Origin of the sequence: Limnohabitans sp., assembly GCF_017848645.1 — a bacterium.
GTDB lineage: Bacteria > Pseudomonadota > Gammaproteobacteria > Burkholderiales > Burkholderiaceae_C > Limnohabitans_A.
Genome location: NZ_JAFEIF010000032.1, coordinates 36,099 through 50,841, shown reverse-complemented (window position 1 = coordinate 50,841; position 14,743 = coordinate 36,099). Strand labels below are relative to the sequence as shown.

Here is a 14,743-nt window from a genome sequence, read left to right as displayed (position 1 = left end):
CCGTGTGAACGACAAGCCGGTGAACGGTTTGAAGTCTAGGGCAGAAGGCACAATTTTTTGCTGAGTCAGAAGGCTATTTACTTCGCAAAAAAGGGAGTGTTTGGCTGAAAATTTCTGCTGCACACGCTCTTTTCCCCACAAAAAAACCGCCAGACCCTTGCGGGCGCTGGCGGTTTTTCATGCAGCAATTGCTGCTGGATTTACTTCTTGTCGCTGAAGTAGCCCGAGGTCACTTTCCAGCGGCCGTCGGTGATCTGCGACATGCGCGAGGCGTTGCTGCCCAAGCGCTTGGTGGCGGTGAAGGTCATCTCGCCCGTGCCGAAGATATCGGGTGGGATCACCATGGTGTCCATGGCCTTGATGATGCTCTCGGTGGTCACGTTGGCGCCCGACTTTTCAATGGCGCGCATGAACGAGTCGATGGCGTTGTAGCCGTAGACCGAGAACACGGTGGGGTCTTCGTTGAACTTGGTCTTGTACTTGTTGGCCCAGAAACGGATGGGCTGTGCGGCCTCATCCAGATAAGGGTGCTGGGTCGACATGGTGGCGTAGAAACCATTCATGGCGGGGCCACCCAATTTGTGGATTAGGTCGGTGTAGGCTGCGCTCGAACCCAAGAAGGTCGGGTTGAAGCCCAGGCGGCGGGCGGTGGCGATGCCGCCGATGGTTTCGCGGATGATGGTGCCCATGACCACGAAATCGCACTTGGACGAAGCCAGCTTTTGCATCTGTGATGCAAAGTCGGTCGCGCCACGCTTGTAGGTGGTGACTTCGGCAAATTTCATGCCCATGGTCTGCAGGCCGGCCTCGGCACCACGGAACACTTCCAGACCAAACTCATCGTCTTGGTGCATGGCACAGATTTGCTTGGCGTTCTTTTCCTTCACCAGAATCGGCACACCCAGACGCATCTGGTCGTAGTAGGTGGCGGCAAACGAGTACTTGAGCTTGTGGAAGGGCTCGTACATTTCACGCGCGGCCGTGACGGGGAAGAAGTTGATCACGTTCTTCTGGAACTGAACAGGCATGGCCGCCATGTTTTGCGCGGTTCCGATGTGGCCGATCATGGCGAAAATCTTGTCCTGGTTAACCAGCTTTTGCGCAGCCAAAACGGCGCGGCGGGGGTCATAAGCCGAGTCTTCGACCAGCAGCTTGAACTTGCGGCCATTGATGCCGCCTTGCTCGTTGGCTTCGTCCACGCGCAGCATCATGCCCAGGCGCACCTGCTTGCCAAAGCCGGCCAGTGGGCCCGACAAATCCTGGATGGAGCCGAGCGTGATTTCGGTTTTGGACACGCCTTGCGTCTGGGCCGTGGCCGCGCCAGCGGTCAGGGCCATCGCAGCGGCGATGAGGCTGAGTTTGATTTTCATGTTGCAGGTCTCCTGTTGTAGAAAAGGGTGAGGTGAGTCAGCGGTACATCGCCTCGATCTGGGGCGCGTATTTGTTCTCGACCAGTTTGCGCTTGAGCTTCATGGTCGGGGTCAGTTCTTCGTCTTCGGCTGTCAGTTGGGTGTCGAGCAGCCAGAATTTCTTGATCTGCTCCACACGGGCAAACTTCTTGTTGACGCGGTCCACTTCGGCTTGGATCAAACCCTGCACCTCGGCGCTGTGCGTGAGGCTGGCGTAGTTGGAGAAGGGCACGTCGTTGTCCTGCGCGTACTTCTCCACGTTTTCCTGGTCGATCATGATGATCACAGTCAGATAAGCCCGCTTGTCGCCAATCACCACCGCATCGGTGACGTAGGGCGAGAATTTCAGTTCGTTTTCCAATTCGCTCGGGGTGATGTTCTTGCCCCCGGCTGTGATGATGATGTCTTTCATGCGATCGGTGATGCGGAAAAACCCTTCCTCGTCCACCACGCCCACGTCGCCCGTGTGCAGCCAACCATCGGCATCGATGGTCTCGGCGGTTTTTTCGGGCAAATTCAGGTAACCCATGAACACATTGGGGCCACGCACCAAAATTTCACTGGTCACCGGGTCCAGACGCATTTCGTTGTACTCGGCTGCCGGGCCGATCGAGCCGGGCTTGATCCGGTCGGCGGGCACACCCGTGGATGCACCGCAGGTCTCGGTCATGCCCCAGACTTCGAGCATGGGCAAGCCCAGCGCCAAATACCAGCGCACCAGATCCGGGGAGATGGGGGCCGCGCCCGTCACCAAAAAGCGTGCGCGGTGGATGCCAATCATCTTGCGCACGTTGTTGAGCGCCAACAAACGCGCCACATGAAAGCGCAGCTTGAGGCTGGCGGGCACCGGCTTTTGTGCCAGCACCAAATCGGCCACTTGCTGGCCCACGCCAATGGACCAGCCGTAGACCGCTTGCTGTAAGCCGCCCGCTTCCTTGAGCGCGATCATCACGCCCGAGTAGAACTTTTCCCACACACGGGGCACGGCGGTGAACACGGTGGGCGCGATTTCGCGCACGTTTTCGGGCACGGTTTCAGGGTTCTCGACAAAGTTGAGCTTGGCCCCGGTGTACATCGAGAAATACTCGCCGCCCATGCGCTCGGCGATGTGGCACAGCGGCAAGAAGCACATGCACTCGTCGCGCTCGTCGCGGGCAATCAAGGTGTTGTAGCCGCGAACGGTGTAGACCAAACCGTGGTGGCTGTGCATGCCGCCCTTGGGTTTGCCGGTGGTGCCCGAGGTGTAGACCAAGATGGCCAGGTCTTCCGGTTTGCAGGCAGCACTGCGCTGCGTGAGCAGGTCAGGGTGTTGCTGGGCATGTTCGCGGCCCAAGGCTTGCAGCTGTTTGAGGCTGATCACCATAGGGTCGTGGAAGTCGCGCAAACCGTCCATGTCAAAGACGACGATTTTTTGCAACAAGGGCAAGGTGTCGCGCACGGCCAATGCTTTGTCGAGCTGCTCGTCGTCTTCGACAAACAGCACGCGGGTGCCCGAGTCTTCGCACAGGTAATGCACCTGCTCGGCCGCGTCGGTCGGGTAAATGCCGTTGGACACGCCGCCCGCGCTCAGCACGGCCAGGTCGCACAGCACCCATTCGATGTTGGTGTTGGACAGGATGGAGGCGGTGTGCCGCGCCTCAAAGCCCAACGCCATCAGGCCGTGGCCAATGTCGCGAACGGCTTGTGCGGTCTCGTCCCAGGTCCAGCTGCGCCAGATGCCCAAGTCTTTTTGGCGCATCCAGACGTGGGGGCCGCGAGCGGCCACCGCGTTCCAGAAAATAGCGGGGATGGTCTCGCCCGCCATGACGATGTTTTTTTGCGGCGCGATGCCAGAGGTGTCCCAGAGTTGGCTCATGTCTTATCTCCAGGTTTTCTTCTTTTTCCAGCGGCGGTCAGCTCGCACGCCTTCTTCCTTCATGCCCAAGTAGAACTCCTTGATGTCGTCCTTTTCACGCAAACGGGCGCAGCTGTCTTCCATCACAATGCGGCCGTTTTCCAGCACATAGCCGTAGTCCGAAGCGTTCAGCGCCATGTTGGCGTTTTGCTCCACCAGCAAGATGGTGGTGCCGCGCTCGCGGTTGATGCGTACCACGATCTCAAAGATTTCCTTCGTCAACTTGGGACTCAGGCCCAAGCTGGGCTCGTCCAGCAAGATCAAATCGGGGTTGGCCATGAGGGCGCGGCTGATGGCCAGCATCTGCTGCTGCCCGCCCGAGAGCAAACCCGCGTCTTGCGCAGCCCGCTCGCGCAGGATGGGGAAGTAGTTGTACACGGCTTCCATGTCTCGGGCCACGCCATCGCGGTCCTTGCGGGTGAATGCACCCATGAGCAGGTTGTCGCGAATCGACAGCAGCGGAAACACCTCGCGGCCTTCGGGCACATGCATCAGGCCGCTTTGCACAATGAAGGCTGGGTCTTGCGCGGTGATGCTTTGGCCCTTGAACTCGATCGAGCCCTTGCGCGGGTCGATGATGCCGCTGATGGTTTTCAGGATAGTGGTCTTGCCCGCGCCGTTGGAGCCGAGCACGGTGGCGATTTCGCCTTGGCGCACCTGCAGGCTCACGCCACGGATGGCCTTGATCGGGCCGTAAGCGCTTTCCACGTTGAGCAGCTTGAGCATCACGTTGTCAGCAACGGGCTCAGCGGCCGCGTTCAGAATGGGGTTGGCTGCGCTCATGCGGCACCTCCGGGCACATAGTTTTCGCGGCGCAGGCTGGACACATCGTCCACCGAGCCCAAATAGGCCTCGATCACACCCGGGTCGCTTTGCACCTGGCTGGGCGTGCCGGTGGCCAGTTCCTCGCCCTGGCTCATGGCCAGCACGCGGTCGGACACTTTGGACACCAGGCTCATGTCGTGCTCGACCATGAGCACGGTGATGCCCAGCTCGTTTTTGATGTCCGAAATCCAGAACGCCATGTCCTCGGTTTCTTCGACATTCAGGCCCGACGACGGCTCGTCGAGCAGCAGCAATTTCGGCTCGGTGCACAAGGCCCGCGCCAGCTCCACCACTTTGCGCACGCCGTAGGGCAGGCCGGCCACCATCGAGTCGCGGTGGTGTTGCAGGTCGAGGAAGTCGATGACCTCTTCGACCTTTTCACGCGCCTCGATCTCGGCCGCTCGGGTTTTGCTGCTGAAGAACATCTCGCTCCAGACGCCCGTCTTGCGGTGCGTGTGGCGGCCAATCAGCAGGTTTTGCAGCACGGTGGCGTGCTCGAACAATTCAATGTTCTGAAACGTGCGGGCAATACCCAGGCCTGCAATCTGGTGCGGCTGCTGGTCGGTCAGGCGCAGCGTGCCTTGTGGCCCAGCGTAGTCGATCACGCCCGTGGTGGGTGTGTAGATGCGGCTGATCAGGTTGAACACGGTGGTCTTGCCAGCACCATTGGGGCCGATCAGGGTGAAGACCTCGCCGCGTTTGACGTCGAAGCTGACCTTGTTCACGGCCAGCACACCGCCAAAGCGCACGCTCAGGTCTTGAGCGGATAAAAGGATGTCTGCGTTCATTTCAGGCGGTCCGACTTCTGGAACGATTTCTGGCGCTTGAACAGGCCACGGCGGTAAAACGGGAACAGCTGGAACCAGGTGCGCACCTTGAGCCAGCGGCCATACAGGCCCATCGGCTCGAACAACACAAAGGCGATCAGCACCATGCCGTAGACCGTGCCCTGCAAGCCGGCAGCGCCACCAATGGCGGCTGGCAAAAAGTCCTTGCCCAATGAGATCAGCTGCGGCATGACGATCAGGAAAATCGCGCCCAGGAAGGCCCCGTGGATCGAGCCCAGGCCACCGATCACCACCATCAAGAGCAAGTCAATCGACTGGATGATGCTGAACTGCTCGGGCGAGAGGAACTGGATCTTGTGCGCGTACAAAGCGCCGCCGATGCCCGCCAGTGCGGCCGACAAGGCAAATGACAAGGTCTTGTAACGCGCTAGGTGAATGCCCATGCTTTGCGCCGAAATTTCGGAGTCACGGATGGCCACAAAAGCGCGGCCCGTGGACGAGCGCAGCAGGTTGACGATGGCCAGCGTGGCCCCCACCGTTACCACCAAGCAAAGGAAGTAAAACTCTTCGGTGCTGTCCAGTGTCCAGCCGCCCAGTGTGGGGTAGGTGACCATCAGACCCGCATTGCCGCCCGTGACGCTTTCCCAGCGGGCCATGCCCTCTTCGACAATAAAGCCGAAAGCCAGTGTGGCCATGCCCAGGTAAATGCCTTTGACACGCAGCGCAGGCAGGCCCACGATCACGCCCGCAATGGCCGAGAACACCCCCGCGCACACCAGCGCCAGCGGAAACGGCACCCCGGCATTGACCATGACAGCCTGGGTGTAAGCTCCCACGCCCAAAAACGCGGCGTGACCCAGCGAGAACAGACCCGTGAAACCAGCCAGCAGCATCAGGCCCAAGCCCACCACCGCGTAGATCAGCACAAAGGTCAGCTGCGCCAGCCAGTACTCGGGCACGGCCCAAGGTGCGACCACCAAAAAGATGGCAAGCAAGCTGTACCAGAACACATGGCCGCCGTGTTTGGCCAGTGTGATGTCCTGGTTGTATTCGGTTTTGAAGATGAAACGCATGCCGGAGCCTCAGACTTTCTTGCGCAGTTGCTCGCCGAACAAGCCATTGGGCTTGAGCACCAGCATGAGCAACACCACGATGTAAGGGGCGATGTCCTTGAAACCTTCGGGCAAATAAAAGCCCGAAAGCGACTCGACAATGCCGATCACCAAACCGCCCACGATGGCGCCAGGCAAGCTGCCAAAGCCCCCCACCACCGCAGCCGGAAAGGCTTTGAGGCCAATGAATCCCATGTTGGCGTGCACAAAAGTGATGGGCGCCAGGAGCAGACCGGCCACCGCCGCCACACCTGCCGCCAAGCCCCAGACCAGGCCGTTGATGCGCTTGACCGGGATGCCCATGTAATAAGCAGCCAACTGGTTTTGCGAGGCCGCTTGCATGGCGATGCCCAACTTGCTGTACTTGAACATGGCAAACAGGCCCAGGCACAAGATGCCGGTGGCGCCGATCACCACCATTTGCTCGGCCGCGATCACCAAGCCACCCAGGCGCAACACCTCACCCGCATAAGGCACGGGCATGGTGTGGGTGTCGGTGCCCACATCGGGGATCATGGTGATCAGGCCGCGCAGCACGTAGCCGACACCAATGGTCAGCATGACGATGGAAAAAGCCGGTTGCCCCAGGATGGGGCGAATGACCAGGCGCTCGACCAAGACACCAAAAATACCCATGGCCACGATGGCTGCGGGCACCGCAATCCAGAAGGGAAAACCCAGCAGCGTCATGGCGGCCAGGCCCGAAAAAGCCCCCACCATCATCAGGTCGCCCTGGGCAAAGCTCACCGTTTCGGTGGCCTTCTAAATCAGCACGAAACCCAGGGCAATGAGTCCATAAATACAGCCCTGGGCCACACCGCTGATCAGCAGTTGCAGCAATTGCACACCTGTCTCCTCTTGGTTCTGTCAAGCCGAGTCCGCTGAGCTGGGCCGGGCACTGTTTCAGCACCGTGCAAAGCATTTGCGAACGACCGTGCGATTATGTCTGTCTTACACGAGACTTTCCCTAGGGGTTGTCCCCCATTCGAACTCACACACAAGGCTTCAATATCCCTTCATGACAAATGCCATACGCATCGGATCCGGGCTCGGTTTTTACGGGGACAACTGGGAGCCCGTGGTCGCCAGCATCGAACGCGGCCAAGTGCAATTCATCGCCAGTGACCACCTGGCCGAATTGACGCTGGCCATTTTGCAAAAAGACCGGCAACGCGACCCTGCTTTGGGTTATGCCCGCGATGTGGTGCCCATGCTGCTGCGCCTGTGGCCCCTGATGCAGCCGCGTGGGGTCCGGTTCGTTTGCAACGCGGGCGGCCTCAACCCGATGGGCGCGGCGCAGGCGGTGCAAAAAGCCTTGGCCGCCGCAGGCTGGCACCCGCGCATTGCGGTGGTGAGCGGCGACGATGTGCTGACGCAACTGCAAGCGCCCAGCGAACGCTTTGACCACATGATGAACGGCGCCGACGTGGCCAGCGTGCGCGAGCGGCTGGTGTTTGGCAACGCCTATCTGGGCGCACGGCCCATCGTGGAGGCACTGGACCAAGGGGCCGACATCGTGATCACTGGGCGCGTGGCCGATGCTGCGCTGTTTCTGGGGCCACTGGTGCACGCGCTGGGCTGGAAGCTCGCCGATGCGGCCACCCCCGAAGACTTTGACCGACTGGCGCAGGGCATGACGGTGGGGCATTTGCTCGAATGCTCGGGCCAGGGCAGCGGCGGCAACTTTGGCAGCCAAGGCAGCTGGCAAAACATCCCGGACTTGGCGCACATCGGCTACCCGATTGCCGAGGTCTGGCCGGACGGCACGGCCTACATCACCAAAGCACCCGATACAGGCGGCCTGGTCAACTTCGACACCGTGCGCCAACAACTGCTGTACGAGGTGCACAACCCGCATGCGTATTTTTCGCCCGATGTGGTGCTCGACATGGGTCAGATCCAGTTGCACGACGAGGGCCAGCACCGCGTTCGCTTGACCGGGGCCCAGGGCAGTGCCCCCACCGATCAGCTGAAAGTGGTGGCCGGTTTTCAGGACGGCTTCAAGGCCGAGGTCAGCTGGGGCTTTTCCTGGCCCGATGCCTGGGACAAGGTGCAGGCGGCAGAAAGCATGGTCCGCAGCCAACTGAAAGAGCGCCAAATGCCTTTTGACGAGCTGTTTGTGGAATACCCCGGGCTCAATTCGGCGCACGGCCCACTGGCACCTTTGCCGCCAGCGGCCGAGTTGAACGAGCGCGCCGAGATCTGGGTGCGCATGGTGCTTCGCACCCGCTCCAAAGCCGTGGCCGATGGCTTTGGCCGATTGTTCCCCTGGATGGCTTTGAGCGGCCCGGCCTACACCTGCGGCTTTCAGGGCCTGAACGCCTCCAGCGCCTTGCTGGGCATTTGGCCCACCTTGATCCCGCGTGACCGTGTTCAGGCCCGTGTTGAGATTTTGGAGCCCGGCGCATGACCTCACCCCTTGTGAAAATCCCCTTGGCCCGCATCGCCCACGCCCGCAGCGGCGACAAAGCCGACTGGGTGGACTTTGGCTTGTTTGCCTGGAACGAGGCGGGCTATCGACTCCTGGAACGCGAAGTGACAGCGACCACAGTGCAGGCCCACTTTGCGCCCTGGCTCCCGGGCCAGGTTGACGCTTGGCCTTTGCCCAACCTATTGGCCATGAAGTTCGTGCTGCACGGCGCTTTGCAAGGCGGCGGCGCACGCAACCTGCGCCTGGACAACCTGGGCAAAGCCATGGGTGCGGCGCTGCTGCGTCTTGAAATCGAAGTCAGTGCCGAAGAACTTGAGCAGGCACAAAAAAGCCCCCGAAGGGGCTGGTGGCCAGAGATGGCACCCCGGACTTGATCCGGGGTCCAAGCCTCAAACGCGCTCGATGATCAGCGCAATGCCTTGGCCCACGCCGATGCACATGGTGCACAGCGCGTAGCGGCCAGCGGTTTGCTGCAGGCGGTTGATGGCGGTTGTGGCCAAGCGGGCACCCGAAGCACCCAGCGGGTGACCCAAGGCAATCGCGCCGCCCCAGGCGTTCACGCGGGCGTCGTCGTCTTTCAGGCCCAACATGCGCATCACGGCCAGGCCTTGCGCGGCAAAGGCTTCGTTCAACTCGATCACGTCCATGTGGTCGATGGTCAGGCCGGTTTGCGCCAGCACCTTGAGCGTGGCGGGCGCGGGGCCAATGCCCATGACGCGCGGGGCAACACCTGCCGTGGCCATGCCCACGATGCGGGCTTTGGGCGTCAAGCCGTTTTTGGCGGCGGTGGCTTCGTCGGCCAGCAGCAAGGCGCATGCGCCGTCGTTCACGCCCGAGGCATTGCCTGCGGTCACAGTGCCGTCCGGGCGCACCACGCCTTTGAGCTTGGCCAGCGCTTCCAGGCTGGTTTCGCGCGGGTGCTCGTCGGTGTCGACGATGATCGCATCGCCTTTTTTCTGCGGGATGCTCACGCCCACAATCTCGCGGGCCAAGTGCCCGGCCTTGATGGCGGCCACAGCGCGCAGTTGGCTGTTGTAGGCCATCAGGTCTTGCGCTTCGCGCTCAATCTTGTAATCGGTGGCCACGTTTTCGGCCGTCTCGGGCATGGAGTCCACGCCGTACTGGGCCTTCATCAGCTTGTTGATGAAGCGCCAGCCAATGGTGGTGTCGTACACGGCGTTGTTGCGGCTGAATGCGGTTTCGGCCTTGGGCATGACGAACGGGGCGCGGCTCATGCTTTCCACGCCACCGGCAATCATCAAACCAGCTTCACCGGCCTTGATGGCGCGAGCGGCGGTGCCAATGGCGTCCAGACCCGAGCCGCACAGGCGGTTGATGGTGGCGCCGGGCACATCGATCGGCAAACCGGCCAGCAAGCTGCTCATGTGGGCCACGTTGCGGTTGTCTTCACCGGCTTGGTTGGCACAACCGTACAACACATCGGTCACTGCAGCCCAGTCCACGTTGGGGTTGCGCTCCATCAGGGCGCGCAGGGGCACAGCGCCCAGGTCGTCGGTGCGCACACTGCTCAAGGCACCGCCGTAGCGGCCAAAGGGGGTACGGATCGCGTCGCAAATGTAGGCTTGGTTCATGTGACTGGTCTCTTCAGGGTTGGAAATGTGCATTATATTGCACATCATGCGGGGATTGATGTCATTTTAGAGGTGGTCATTGGTCTGGCGTGAGCGTTTGGCGACTCCCCGGTGAAAAGATCTCTGGTGTCTGTCCGCAAGGCGGGGCGGCTGCTCTGGCCGGGCTCCGGGGAGAGTCTGTACGTTGATAAGGTGCCTGGTGTCTGTCCGCAAGGCGGGACGGCGGCGCTGGCCGGGCTCAGAGGCGCTTCGCTTTGCCGCATCGCCCGACCAGCGCCGCCCTCCCGCCTTGCTCGGTTGTTGGTGATATGTGCCCTGACACGTTCTAAACCCTCCGCGAAACGCCCACGTGAGTGGCCGGGGTGCGGGGCCGGGGCGATGTGGCAAAGCGAAGCGCCTCTGAGCCCCGGCCCCGCACCCCGGCCTCTCACTCCTCAAGCCCCATCCCCGAGCTACAAAGACAACAAGCCAACCCACATAAGAGACAATCCACCCCATGCTGATACAACCCTCACAAGCCGATGTCCGGCGCTTTTTTTGTGGTGTCTACGCCAAAGCCCGCACGACTGCAACGCTCGAACCCATGGAAATGCTGGTCAGCCAATGGATCGACGAACACCCCGAATACCATGCCGAACTCGCCGACGTCGATGCCGCCTTGGCCAACATGCTGAACGACGACCCCAATCGGACCAACCCCTTTTTGCACCTCTCGATGCACCTGTCCATCAGCGAGCAATGCAGCATCGACCAACCCCGGGGCATTCGCCAGGCGGTGGAACTGCTGACGCACCGGCTCAACTCGCTGCACGACGCACACCACCGGGCCATGGAATGCCTGGGACGCATGATTTTTGAAAGCCAGCGCTCAGGCCGCATGCCGGACGGCGAGTCCTACATCGCCTGCGTGCAGCGCAACGCCACCCAAGACTGAGGCCCAGCGGCCCAAAAAATGGCCAACAGACAACAAAAAACCCGCCGAGGCGGGTTTTTTGTGAGGTTCGCGCTGAGGACGATCAACGGAACTTGGACTGTGGCACAACCTTCATCTCGCCATCCAAAGAAGCGATGTAAGCCGACATGGCCTTCAACTCGGCATTGGAGAACTGCTTGGCGATGCCACCCATGACGCCATTGTTGCGGCCCCAAGTGGACTGGTTTTCGGTTTTGTAGGACTTGAGGGCCACAAACAAAAAGTCTTTGTGCTGACCGGCCAGCTTGGGGTAGCTCGGGTCGATCGGCTTGTTGAAGTTGTCCCCGTGGCAGGAAATGCACGCACCCTTTTGCAGCAAAGCCGCAACTTTGGCATCCGGGGCCTTGGGGGTCTTGGTCACGGGCTCCACCTTGGCGTGCTGTTCGTAGTAAGCACCCAGATCGGCCATGTCCTGCTCAGACAGGCTGTCGGCAATGCCACGCATGGTGGGGTGCTTGCGCTCGCCTTTTTTGTAGGCATTGAGAGCCGACACAATGTATTTGGCGTTTTGGCCAGAAATCATCGGCACGCGATAGACCTCAGGGAAGCTGGCTTGGTAGCCTTTGATGCCATGGCAACCAATGCACATGGCAATTTTTTGCTCTGCAGCTTTGGCGTCGCCCTTGATCTCTTGGGCATGGGCAGATACAGCGGTCACAGAAGCGACAGCCAAGGCAAACATCGAGGTCAACAGCTGGTTCATTTTGCTTACACAATCCAAGTGATTGATAAAAATCAACTGCGGATTATATCGGGCTGGCCCTCATAATCCTGACAAGCCCCTTTCCCTTTTTTGAGAAGTTGTCGCCATGAAATTCCAAGGTACCGAAAACTACGTCGCCACACCGGACCTGATGCTGGCCGTGAACGCCGCCATGACCCTCAAACGCCCCCTTTTGGTCAAGGGCGAACCCGGCACCGGCAAAACCATGCTGGCCGAAGAAGTGGCCGAAGCCTTGGGCTTGCCGCTGCTGCAGTGGCACATCAAATCAACCACCAAGGCCCAGCAAGGCCTCTACGAATACGATGCCGTCAGCCGTCTGCGCGACAGCCAACTGGGTGACGAAAAAGTCAAGGACATCGAGAACTACATCATCAAGGGCGTGCTGTGGCAGGCGTTCACTTCCGAAACGCCCGTGGCCATCCTGATCGACGAGATCGACAAGGCCGACATCGAATTCCCGAACGACCTGCTGCGCGAGATCGACCGCATGGAGTTCTATTGCTACGAGACGCGCCAGCTGATCAAGGCCAAGACCCGACCGCTGGTGTTCATCACCTCCAACAATGAGAAAGAACTGCCCGACGCCTTTTTGCGCCGCTGCTTTTTCCACTACATCAAGTTCCCCGAAGCGGACACCATGCGCCAGATCGTGGATGTGCACTTCCCCACGCTCAAGAAAGACCTGCTGGCCCTGGCGCTCAAGACTTTTTACGATGTGCGCGGCCTGCCCGGCCTGAAGAAAAAGCCCTCGACCAGCGAACTGCTCGACTGGCTCAAACTATTGGTGGCGGAAGACATCCCGCTCGAAGCCTTGCAAAGCGCAGACCAAAAGGTGTCGGTGCCACCGCTGGTGGGCGCCTTGCTCAAGAACGAGCAGGACGTGACCCTGTTTGAAAAGCTGGTCTTCATGAACCAGCGTAACCGCTGAGACATGCCAGATGAGCTCCCCCAACCCCTTCCTTGAAGGCATTTCGGATGCCGTAGGCTTTGTCGGCGGTGCCTTGGCCGGTTACTGGGCTGGCCAATGGCTGGGTCTGAATATTTTCAGCGCCGGCTATGACAACGCCAGCATCGGCGGCATTTTGTTGGTGGGCCTGGGCGGTGGCGCAGGTCTGCACTTGGCGCGCTTTTGGCGCAGCAAACAAAAAGCCAAAGACACCGACCCATCATGAATCACTGGATCGCGCCCATGTCGCTCTCAGGTCAGCACGTTCAGCTCGTGCCTTTGTCACACGAGCACCGCGATGACCTGGCCGAAGCCGTGCGCGACGGCGATTTATGGAACCACTGGTACACCGCCATCCCCACGCCCGAAGGCATGGCAGCCGAAATCACCCGCCGCCTGGACTTGCAGGCCAAGGGCAGCATGTGCCCGTTTGCCGTGATCGACCCGGCAACTGGCCAGGCCGTGGGCATGACCACCTTCATGAACATCGACGCGGCCAACCGCCGGGTGGAAATTGGCTCCACCTGGTACCGCCAAAGCGTGCAGCGCACACCGCTGAACACCCAAGCCAAACGCTTGCTACTGGCCCATGCCTTTGAGCACCTCAACTGCATCGCGGTGGAGTTCCGCACGCATTTCTTCAACCAGCAAAGCCGCCGAGCCATCGAGCGCCTGGGCGCCAAGCTCGACGGCGTGCTGCGCAGCCACCAGATCAACCCCCACCCTTTGGGCGCTGGCGCACTGCGTGACACCTGCGTCTACAGCATCATTGCCAGCGAATGGCCCAATGTGCGCACCCACCTCGACTTTCAATTGAGCCGCGCCAGAACCGAGGAACCCCGGTCATGCTGATCGACTTTTTCTACACCCTCCGCGCCGCCAAATTGCCCGTTTCGGTGCGCGAGTACCTGACGCTGCTGGAAGCGCTGCAGGCCAACGTGGTGGGCCCGGCGTCTGACGCCTGCAGCATCGACGATTTTTACCACCTGGCCCGCACCGTGATGGTCAAGGACGAAAAGCACTTCGACAAGTTCGACAAGGCTTTCGGCGCTTACTTCAAGGGGGTGGAGATGCTGACCGACTTCACCAAGGAAGTGCCGCTCGAATGGCTGGAAAAAATCCTGCAAAAGGAACTCACGCCCGAGCAAAAAGCCGCCATCGAAAAAATGGGCTGGGACGAGCTGATGGAGACGCTCAAAAAGCGCCTGGAAGAACAAAAGGAACGCCACGAAGGCGGCAACAAATGGATCGGCACTGGCGGCACATCCCCCTTTGGCAACGGCGGCTATAACCCGCAGGGCATCCGCATTGGCGGCAAGGGCGGCAACAAAAGCGCCATCAAGGTCTGGGAGCAACGCGCTTACAAGGACTACGACGACCAACAGGAGCTGGGCACGCGCAACATCAAGGTGGCCCTGCGTCGCCTGCGCCGCTTTGCGCGTGAGGGTTCGCAAGAAGAGCTGGACCTGGACGGCACCATCCGCAAGACAGCGGCCAACGCGGGTTATCTGGACATCCTGATGCGCCCGGAGCGCCACAACAATGTGAAAGTGCTGCTGCTCATGGACGTGGGCGGCACCATGGACGAACACATCGCACGGGTCGAGGAAATGTTCTCGGCTGTGAAGGCCGAATTCAAGCACCTGGATTTTTATTACTTCCACAACTGCGTGTACGACTTCATGTGGAAGAACAACAAGCGCCGCTACGCCGAGAAATTCCCGACCTGGGACATCTTGCGCAAGTACAACAAGGACTACAAGCTGATCTTCATTGGCGACGCGACCATGAGTCCCTATGAAATTTTGCAAAAAGGCGGCAGTGTCGAATACAACAACGAGGAAGCCGGGGCCGAATGGCTGCAGCGCCTGACGCACACCTTCCCCAAGTTCGCCTGGATCAACCCCGAGCCGCAAGGCGTGTGGCAATACCGCCAGAGCATCTCCATCATCCAGCAACTGATGAGCAACCGCATGTACCCCCTGACCCTCAAGGGGCTGGAAGATGCGATGCGTTTGCTGAGCAAATGAGGCGGCCCGCGCGGCCTGT

14 protein-coding genes and 1 pseudogene are annotated in these 14,743 nt (G+C 60.4%); 7 read left to right on the top strand and 8 right to left on the bottom strand.

Features of this window, described 5'->3' with window-relative positions; genetic code table 11:
- Positions 1–200 precede the first annotated feature (200 nt).
- From QZ190_RS07920 to QZ190_RS07895, 6 genes and pseudogenes are all read right to left on the bottom strand, one after another.
- A complete protein-coding gene (locus tag QZ190_RS07920; RefSeq protein ID WP_291915230.1) occupies positions 201–1,370 on the bottom strand; it encodes an ABC transporter substrate-binding protein in 1,170 nt (389 codons plus the stop codon).
- Positions 1,371–1,407: 37 nt separating this feature from the next.
- Entirely contained in the window at positions 1,408–3,264 is a 1,857-nt protein-coding gene (locus tag QZ190_RS07915; RefSeq protein WP_291915229.1) for a long-chain fatty acid--CoA ligase, read from the bottom strand.
- Between the two features lie 3 nt (positions 3,265–3,267).
- Positions 3,268–4,086 (bottom strand): ABC transporter ATP-binding protein, encoded by an 819-nt coding sequence (locus tag QZ190_RS07910; protein WP_291915228.1) that lies wholly within the window; start codon positions 4,084–4,086, stop codon positions 3,268–3,270.
- On the bottom strand, positions 4,083–4,916 hold the full coding sequence (locus QZ190_RS07905) for an ABC transporter ATP-binding protein (protein ID WP_108365323.1): 834 nt from the start codon (positions 4,914–4,916) through the stop codon (positions 4,083–4,085). Before QZ190_RS07905 ends, QZ190_RS07910 begins: the two co-directional genes overlap by 4 nt.
- Entirely contained in the window at positions 4,913–5,989 is a 1,077-nt protein-coding gene (locus QZ190_RS07900; protein WP_108365321.1) for a branched-chain amino acid ABC transporter permease, read from the bottom strand. Before QZ190_RS07900 ends, QZ190_RS07905 begins: the two co-directional genes overlap by 4 nt.
- Before the next feature lie 9 nt (positions 5,990–5,998).
- A pseudogene (locus QZ190_RS07895) lies at positions 5,999–6,874 on the bottom strand (branched-chain amino acid ABC transporter permease).
- A 172-nt stretch (positions 6,875–7,046) separates the two neighbouring features.
- On the opposite strand from QZ190_RS07895, the gene QZ190_RS07890 reads away from it, so the two are divergent.
- On the top strand, positions 7,047–8,438 hold the full coding sequence (locus QZ190_RS07890) for an acyclic terpene utilization AtuA family protein (protein WP_291915227.1): 1,392 nt from the start codon (positions 7,047–7,049) through the stop codon (positions 8,436–8,438).
- Positions 8,435–8,833 carry a hypothetical protein gene (locus tag QZ190_RS07885; protein ID WP_291915226.1) on the top strand — a complete coding sequence of 133 codons (399 nt, stop codon included), beginning with the start codon at positions 8,435–8,437 and terminating at the stop codon, positions 8,831–8,833. The genes QZ190_RS07890 and QZ190_RS07885 overlap by 4 nt, the downstream gene beginning before the upstream one ends.
- A gap of 15 nt (positions 8,834–8,848) precedes the next feature.
- On the opposite strand, the gene pcaF is transcribed toward QZ190_RS07885, so the two are convergent.
- Positions 8,849–10,051 (bottom strand): 3-oxoadipyl-CoA thiolase, encoded by a 1,203-nt coding sequence (gene pcaF, locus QZ190_RS07880; protein WP_291915225.1) that lies wholly within the window; start codon positions 10,049–10,051, stop codon positions 8,849–8,851.
- A 499-nt stretch (positions 10,052–10,550) separates the two neighbouring features.
- Here pcaF and QZ190_RS07875 point away from each other — a divergent pair, with 499 nt between their 5' ends.
- The gene (locus tag QZ190_RS07875) at positions 10,551–10,985 is read left to right on the top strand and encodes a DUF1841 family protein (protein ID WP_291915253.1); all 435 of its coding nucleotides are present in this window, start codon (positions 10,551–10,553) and stop codon (positions 10,983–10,985) included.
- An 82-nt stretch (positions 10,986–11,067) separates the two neighbouring features.
- Here QZ190_RS07875 and QZ190_RS07870 read toward each other — a convergent pair whose 3' ends face one another.
- Positions 11,068–11,727 carry a c-type cytochrome gene (locus QZ190_RS07870; RefSeq protein WP_291915224.1) on the bottom strand — a complete coding sequence of 220 codons (660 nt, stop codon included), beginning with the start codon at positions 11,725–11,727 and terminating at the stop codon, positions 11,068–11,070.
- 106 nt (positions 11,728–11,833) lie between these two features.
- Here QZ190_RS07870 and QZ190_RS07865 point away from each other — a divergent pair, with 106 nt between their 5' ends.
- Genes QZ190_RS07865 through QZ190_RS07850 form a run of 4 tightly spaced genes read left to right on the top strand, consistent with a single transcriptional unit; the run spans position 11,834 to position 14,724 of the window.
- Positions 11,834–12,676 (top strand): MoxR family ATPase, encoded by an 843-nt coding sequence (locus QZ190_RS07865; RefSeq protein ID WP_090141562.1) that lies wholly within the window; start codon positions 11,834–11,836, stop codon positions 12,674–12,676.
- 10 nt (positions 12,677–12,686) lie between these two features.
- Positions 12,687–12,920: a hypothetical protein gene (locus QZ190_RS07860; RefSeq protein ID WP_090141561.1), complete on the top strand. Its 234-nt coding sequence runs from the start codon at positions 12,687–12,689 to the stop codon at positions 12,918–12,920.
- Positions 12,917–13,546, top strand: a complete 630-nt coding sequence (locus tag QZ190_RS07855; RefSeq protein ID WP_291915223.1) for a GNAT family protein — start codon at positions 12,917–12,919, stop codon at positions 13,544–13,546. The genes QZ190_RS07860 and QZ190_RS07855 overlap by 4 nt, the downstream gene beginning before the upstream one ends.
- Positions 13,540–14,724 (top strand): VWA domain-containing protein, encoded by a 1,185-nt coding sequence (locus QZ190_RS07850; protein ID WP_291915222.1) that lies wholly within the window; start codon positions 13,540–13,542, stop codon positions 14,722–14,724. Before QZ190_RS07855 ends, QZ190_RS07850 begins: the two co-directional genes overlap by 7 nt.
- Positions 14,725–14,743: the final 19 nt, after the last annotated feature.

Bases quoted from the DNA above. Each gene is read 5' to 3' on its own strand.
- QZ190_RS07900 (WP_108365321.1), bottom strand. From the start codon at position 5,989: ATGCGTTTCATCTTCAAAACCGAATACAACCAGGACATCACACTGGCC.
- QZ190_RS07860 (WP_090141561.1), top strand. From the start codon at position 12,687: ATGAGCTCCCCCAACCCCTTCCTTGAAGGCATTTCGGATGCCGTAGGC.
- QZ190_RS07920 (WP_291915230.1), bottom strand. From the start codon at position 1,370: ATGAAAATCAAACTCAGCCTCATCGCCGCTGCGATGGCCCTGACCGCT.
- QZ190_RS07885 (WP_291915226.1), top strand. From the start codon at position 8,435: ATGACCTCACCCCTTGTGAAAATCCCCTTGGCCCGCATCGCCCACGCC.
- QZ190_RS07915 (WP_291915229.1), bottom strand. From the start codon at position 3,264: ATGAGCCAACTCTGGGACACCTCTGGCATCGCGCCGCAAAAAAACATC.
- QZ190_RS07890 (WP_291915227.1), top strand. From the start codon at position 7,047: ATGACAAATGCCATACGCATCGGATCCGGGCTCGGTTTTTACGGGGAC.
- QZ190_RS07870 (WP_291915224.1), bottom strand. From the start codon at position 11,727: ATGAACCAGCTGTTGACCTCGATGTTTGCCTTGGCTGTCGCTTCTGTG.
- QZ190_RS07850 (WP_291915222.1), top strand. From the start codon at position 13,540: ATGCTGATCGACTTTTTCTACACCCTCCGCGCCGCCAAATTGCCCGTT.
- QZ190_RS07910 (WP_291915228.1), bottom strand. From the start codon at position 4,086: ATGAGCGCAGCCAACCCCATTCTGAACGCGGCCGCTGAGCCCGTTGCT.
- QZ190_RS07855 (WP_291915223.1), top strand. From the start codon at position 12,917: ATGAATCACTGGATCGCGCCCATGTCGCTCTCAGGTCAGCACGTTCAG.
- QZ190_RS07865 (WP_090141562.1), top strand. From the start codon at position 11,834: ATGAAATTCCAAGGTACCGAAAACTACGTCGCCACACCGGACCTGATG.
- QZ190_RS07905 (WP_108365323.1), bottom strand. From the start codon at position 4,916: ATGAACGCAGACATCCTTTTATCCGCTCAAGACCTGAGCGTGCGCTTT.
- pcaF (WP_291915225.1), bottom strand. From the start codon at position 10,051: ATGAACCAAGCCTACATTTGCGACGCGATCCGTACCCCCTTTGGCCGC.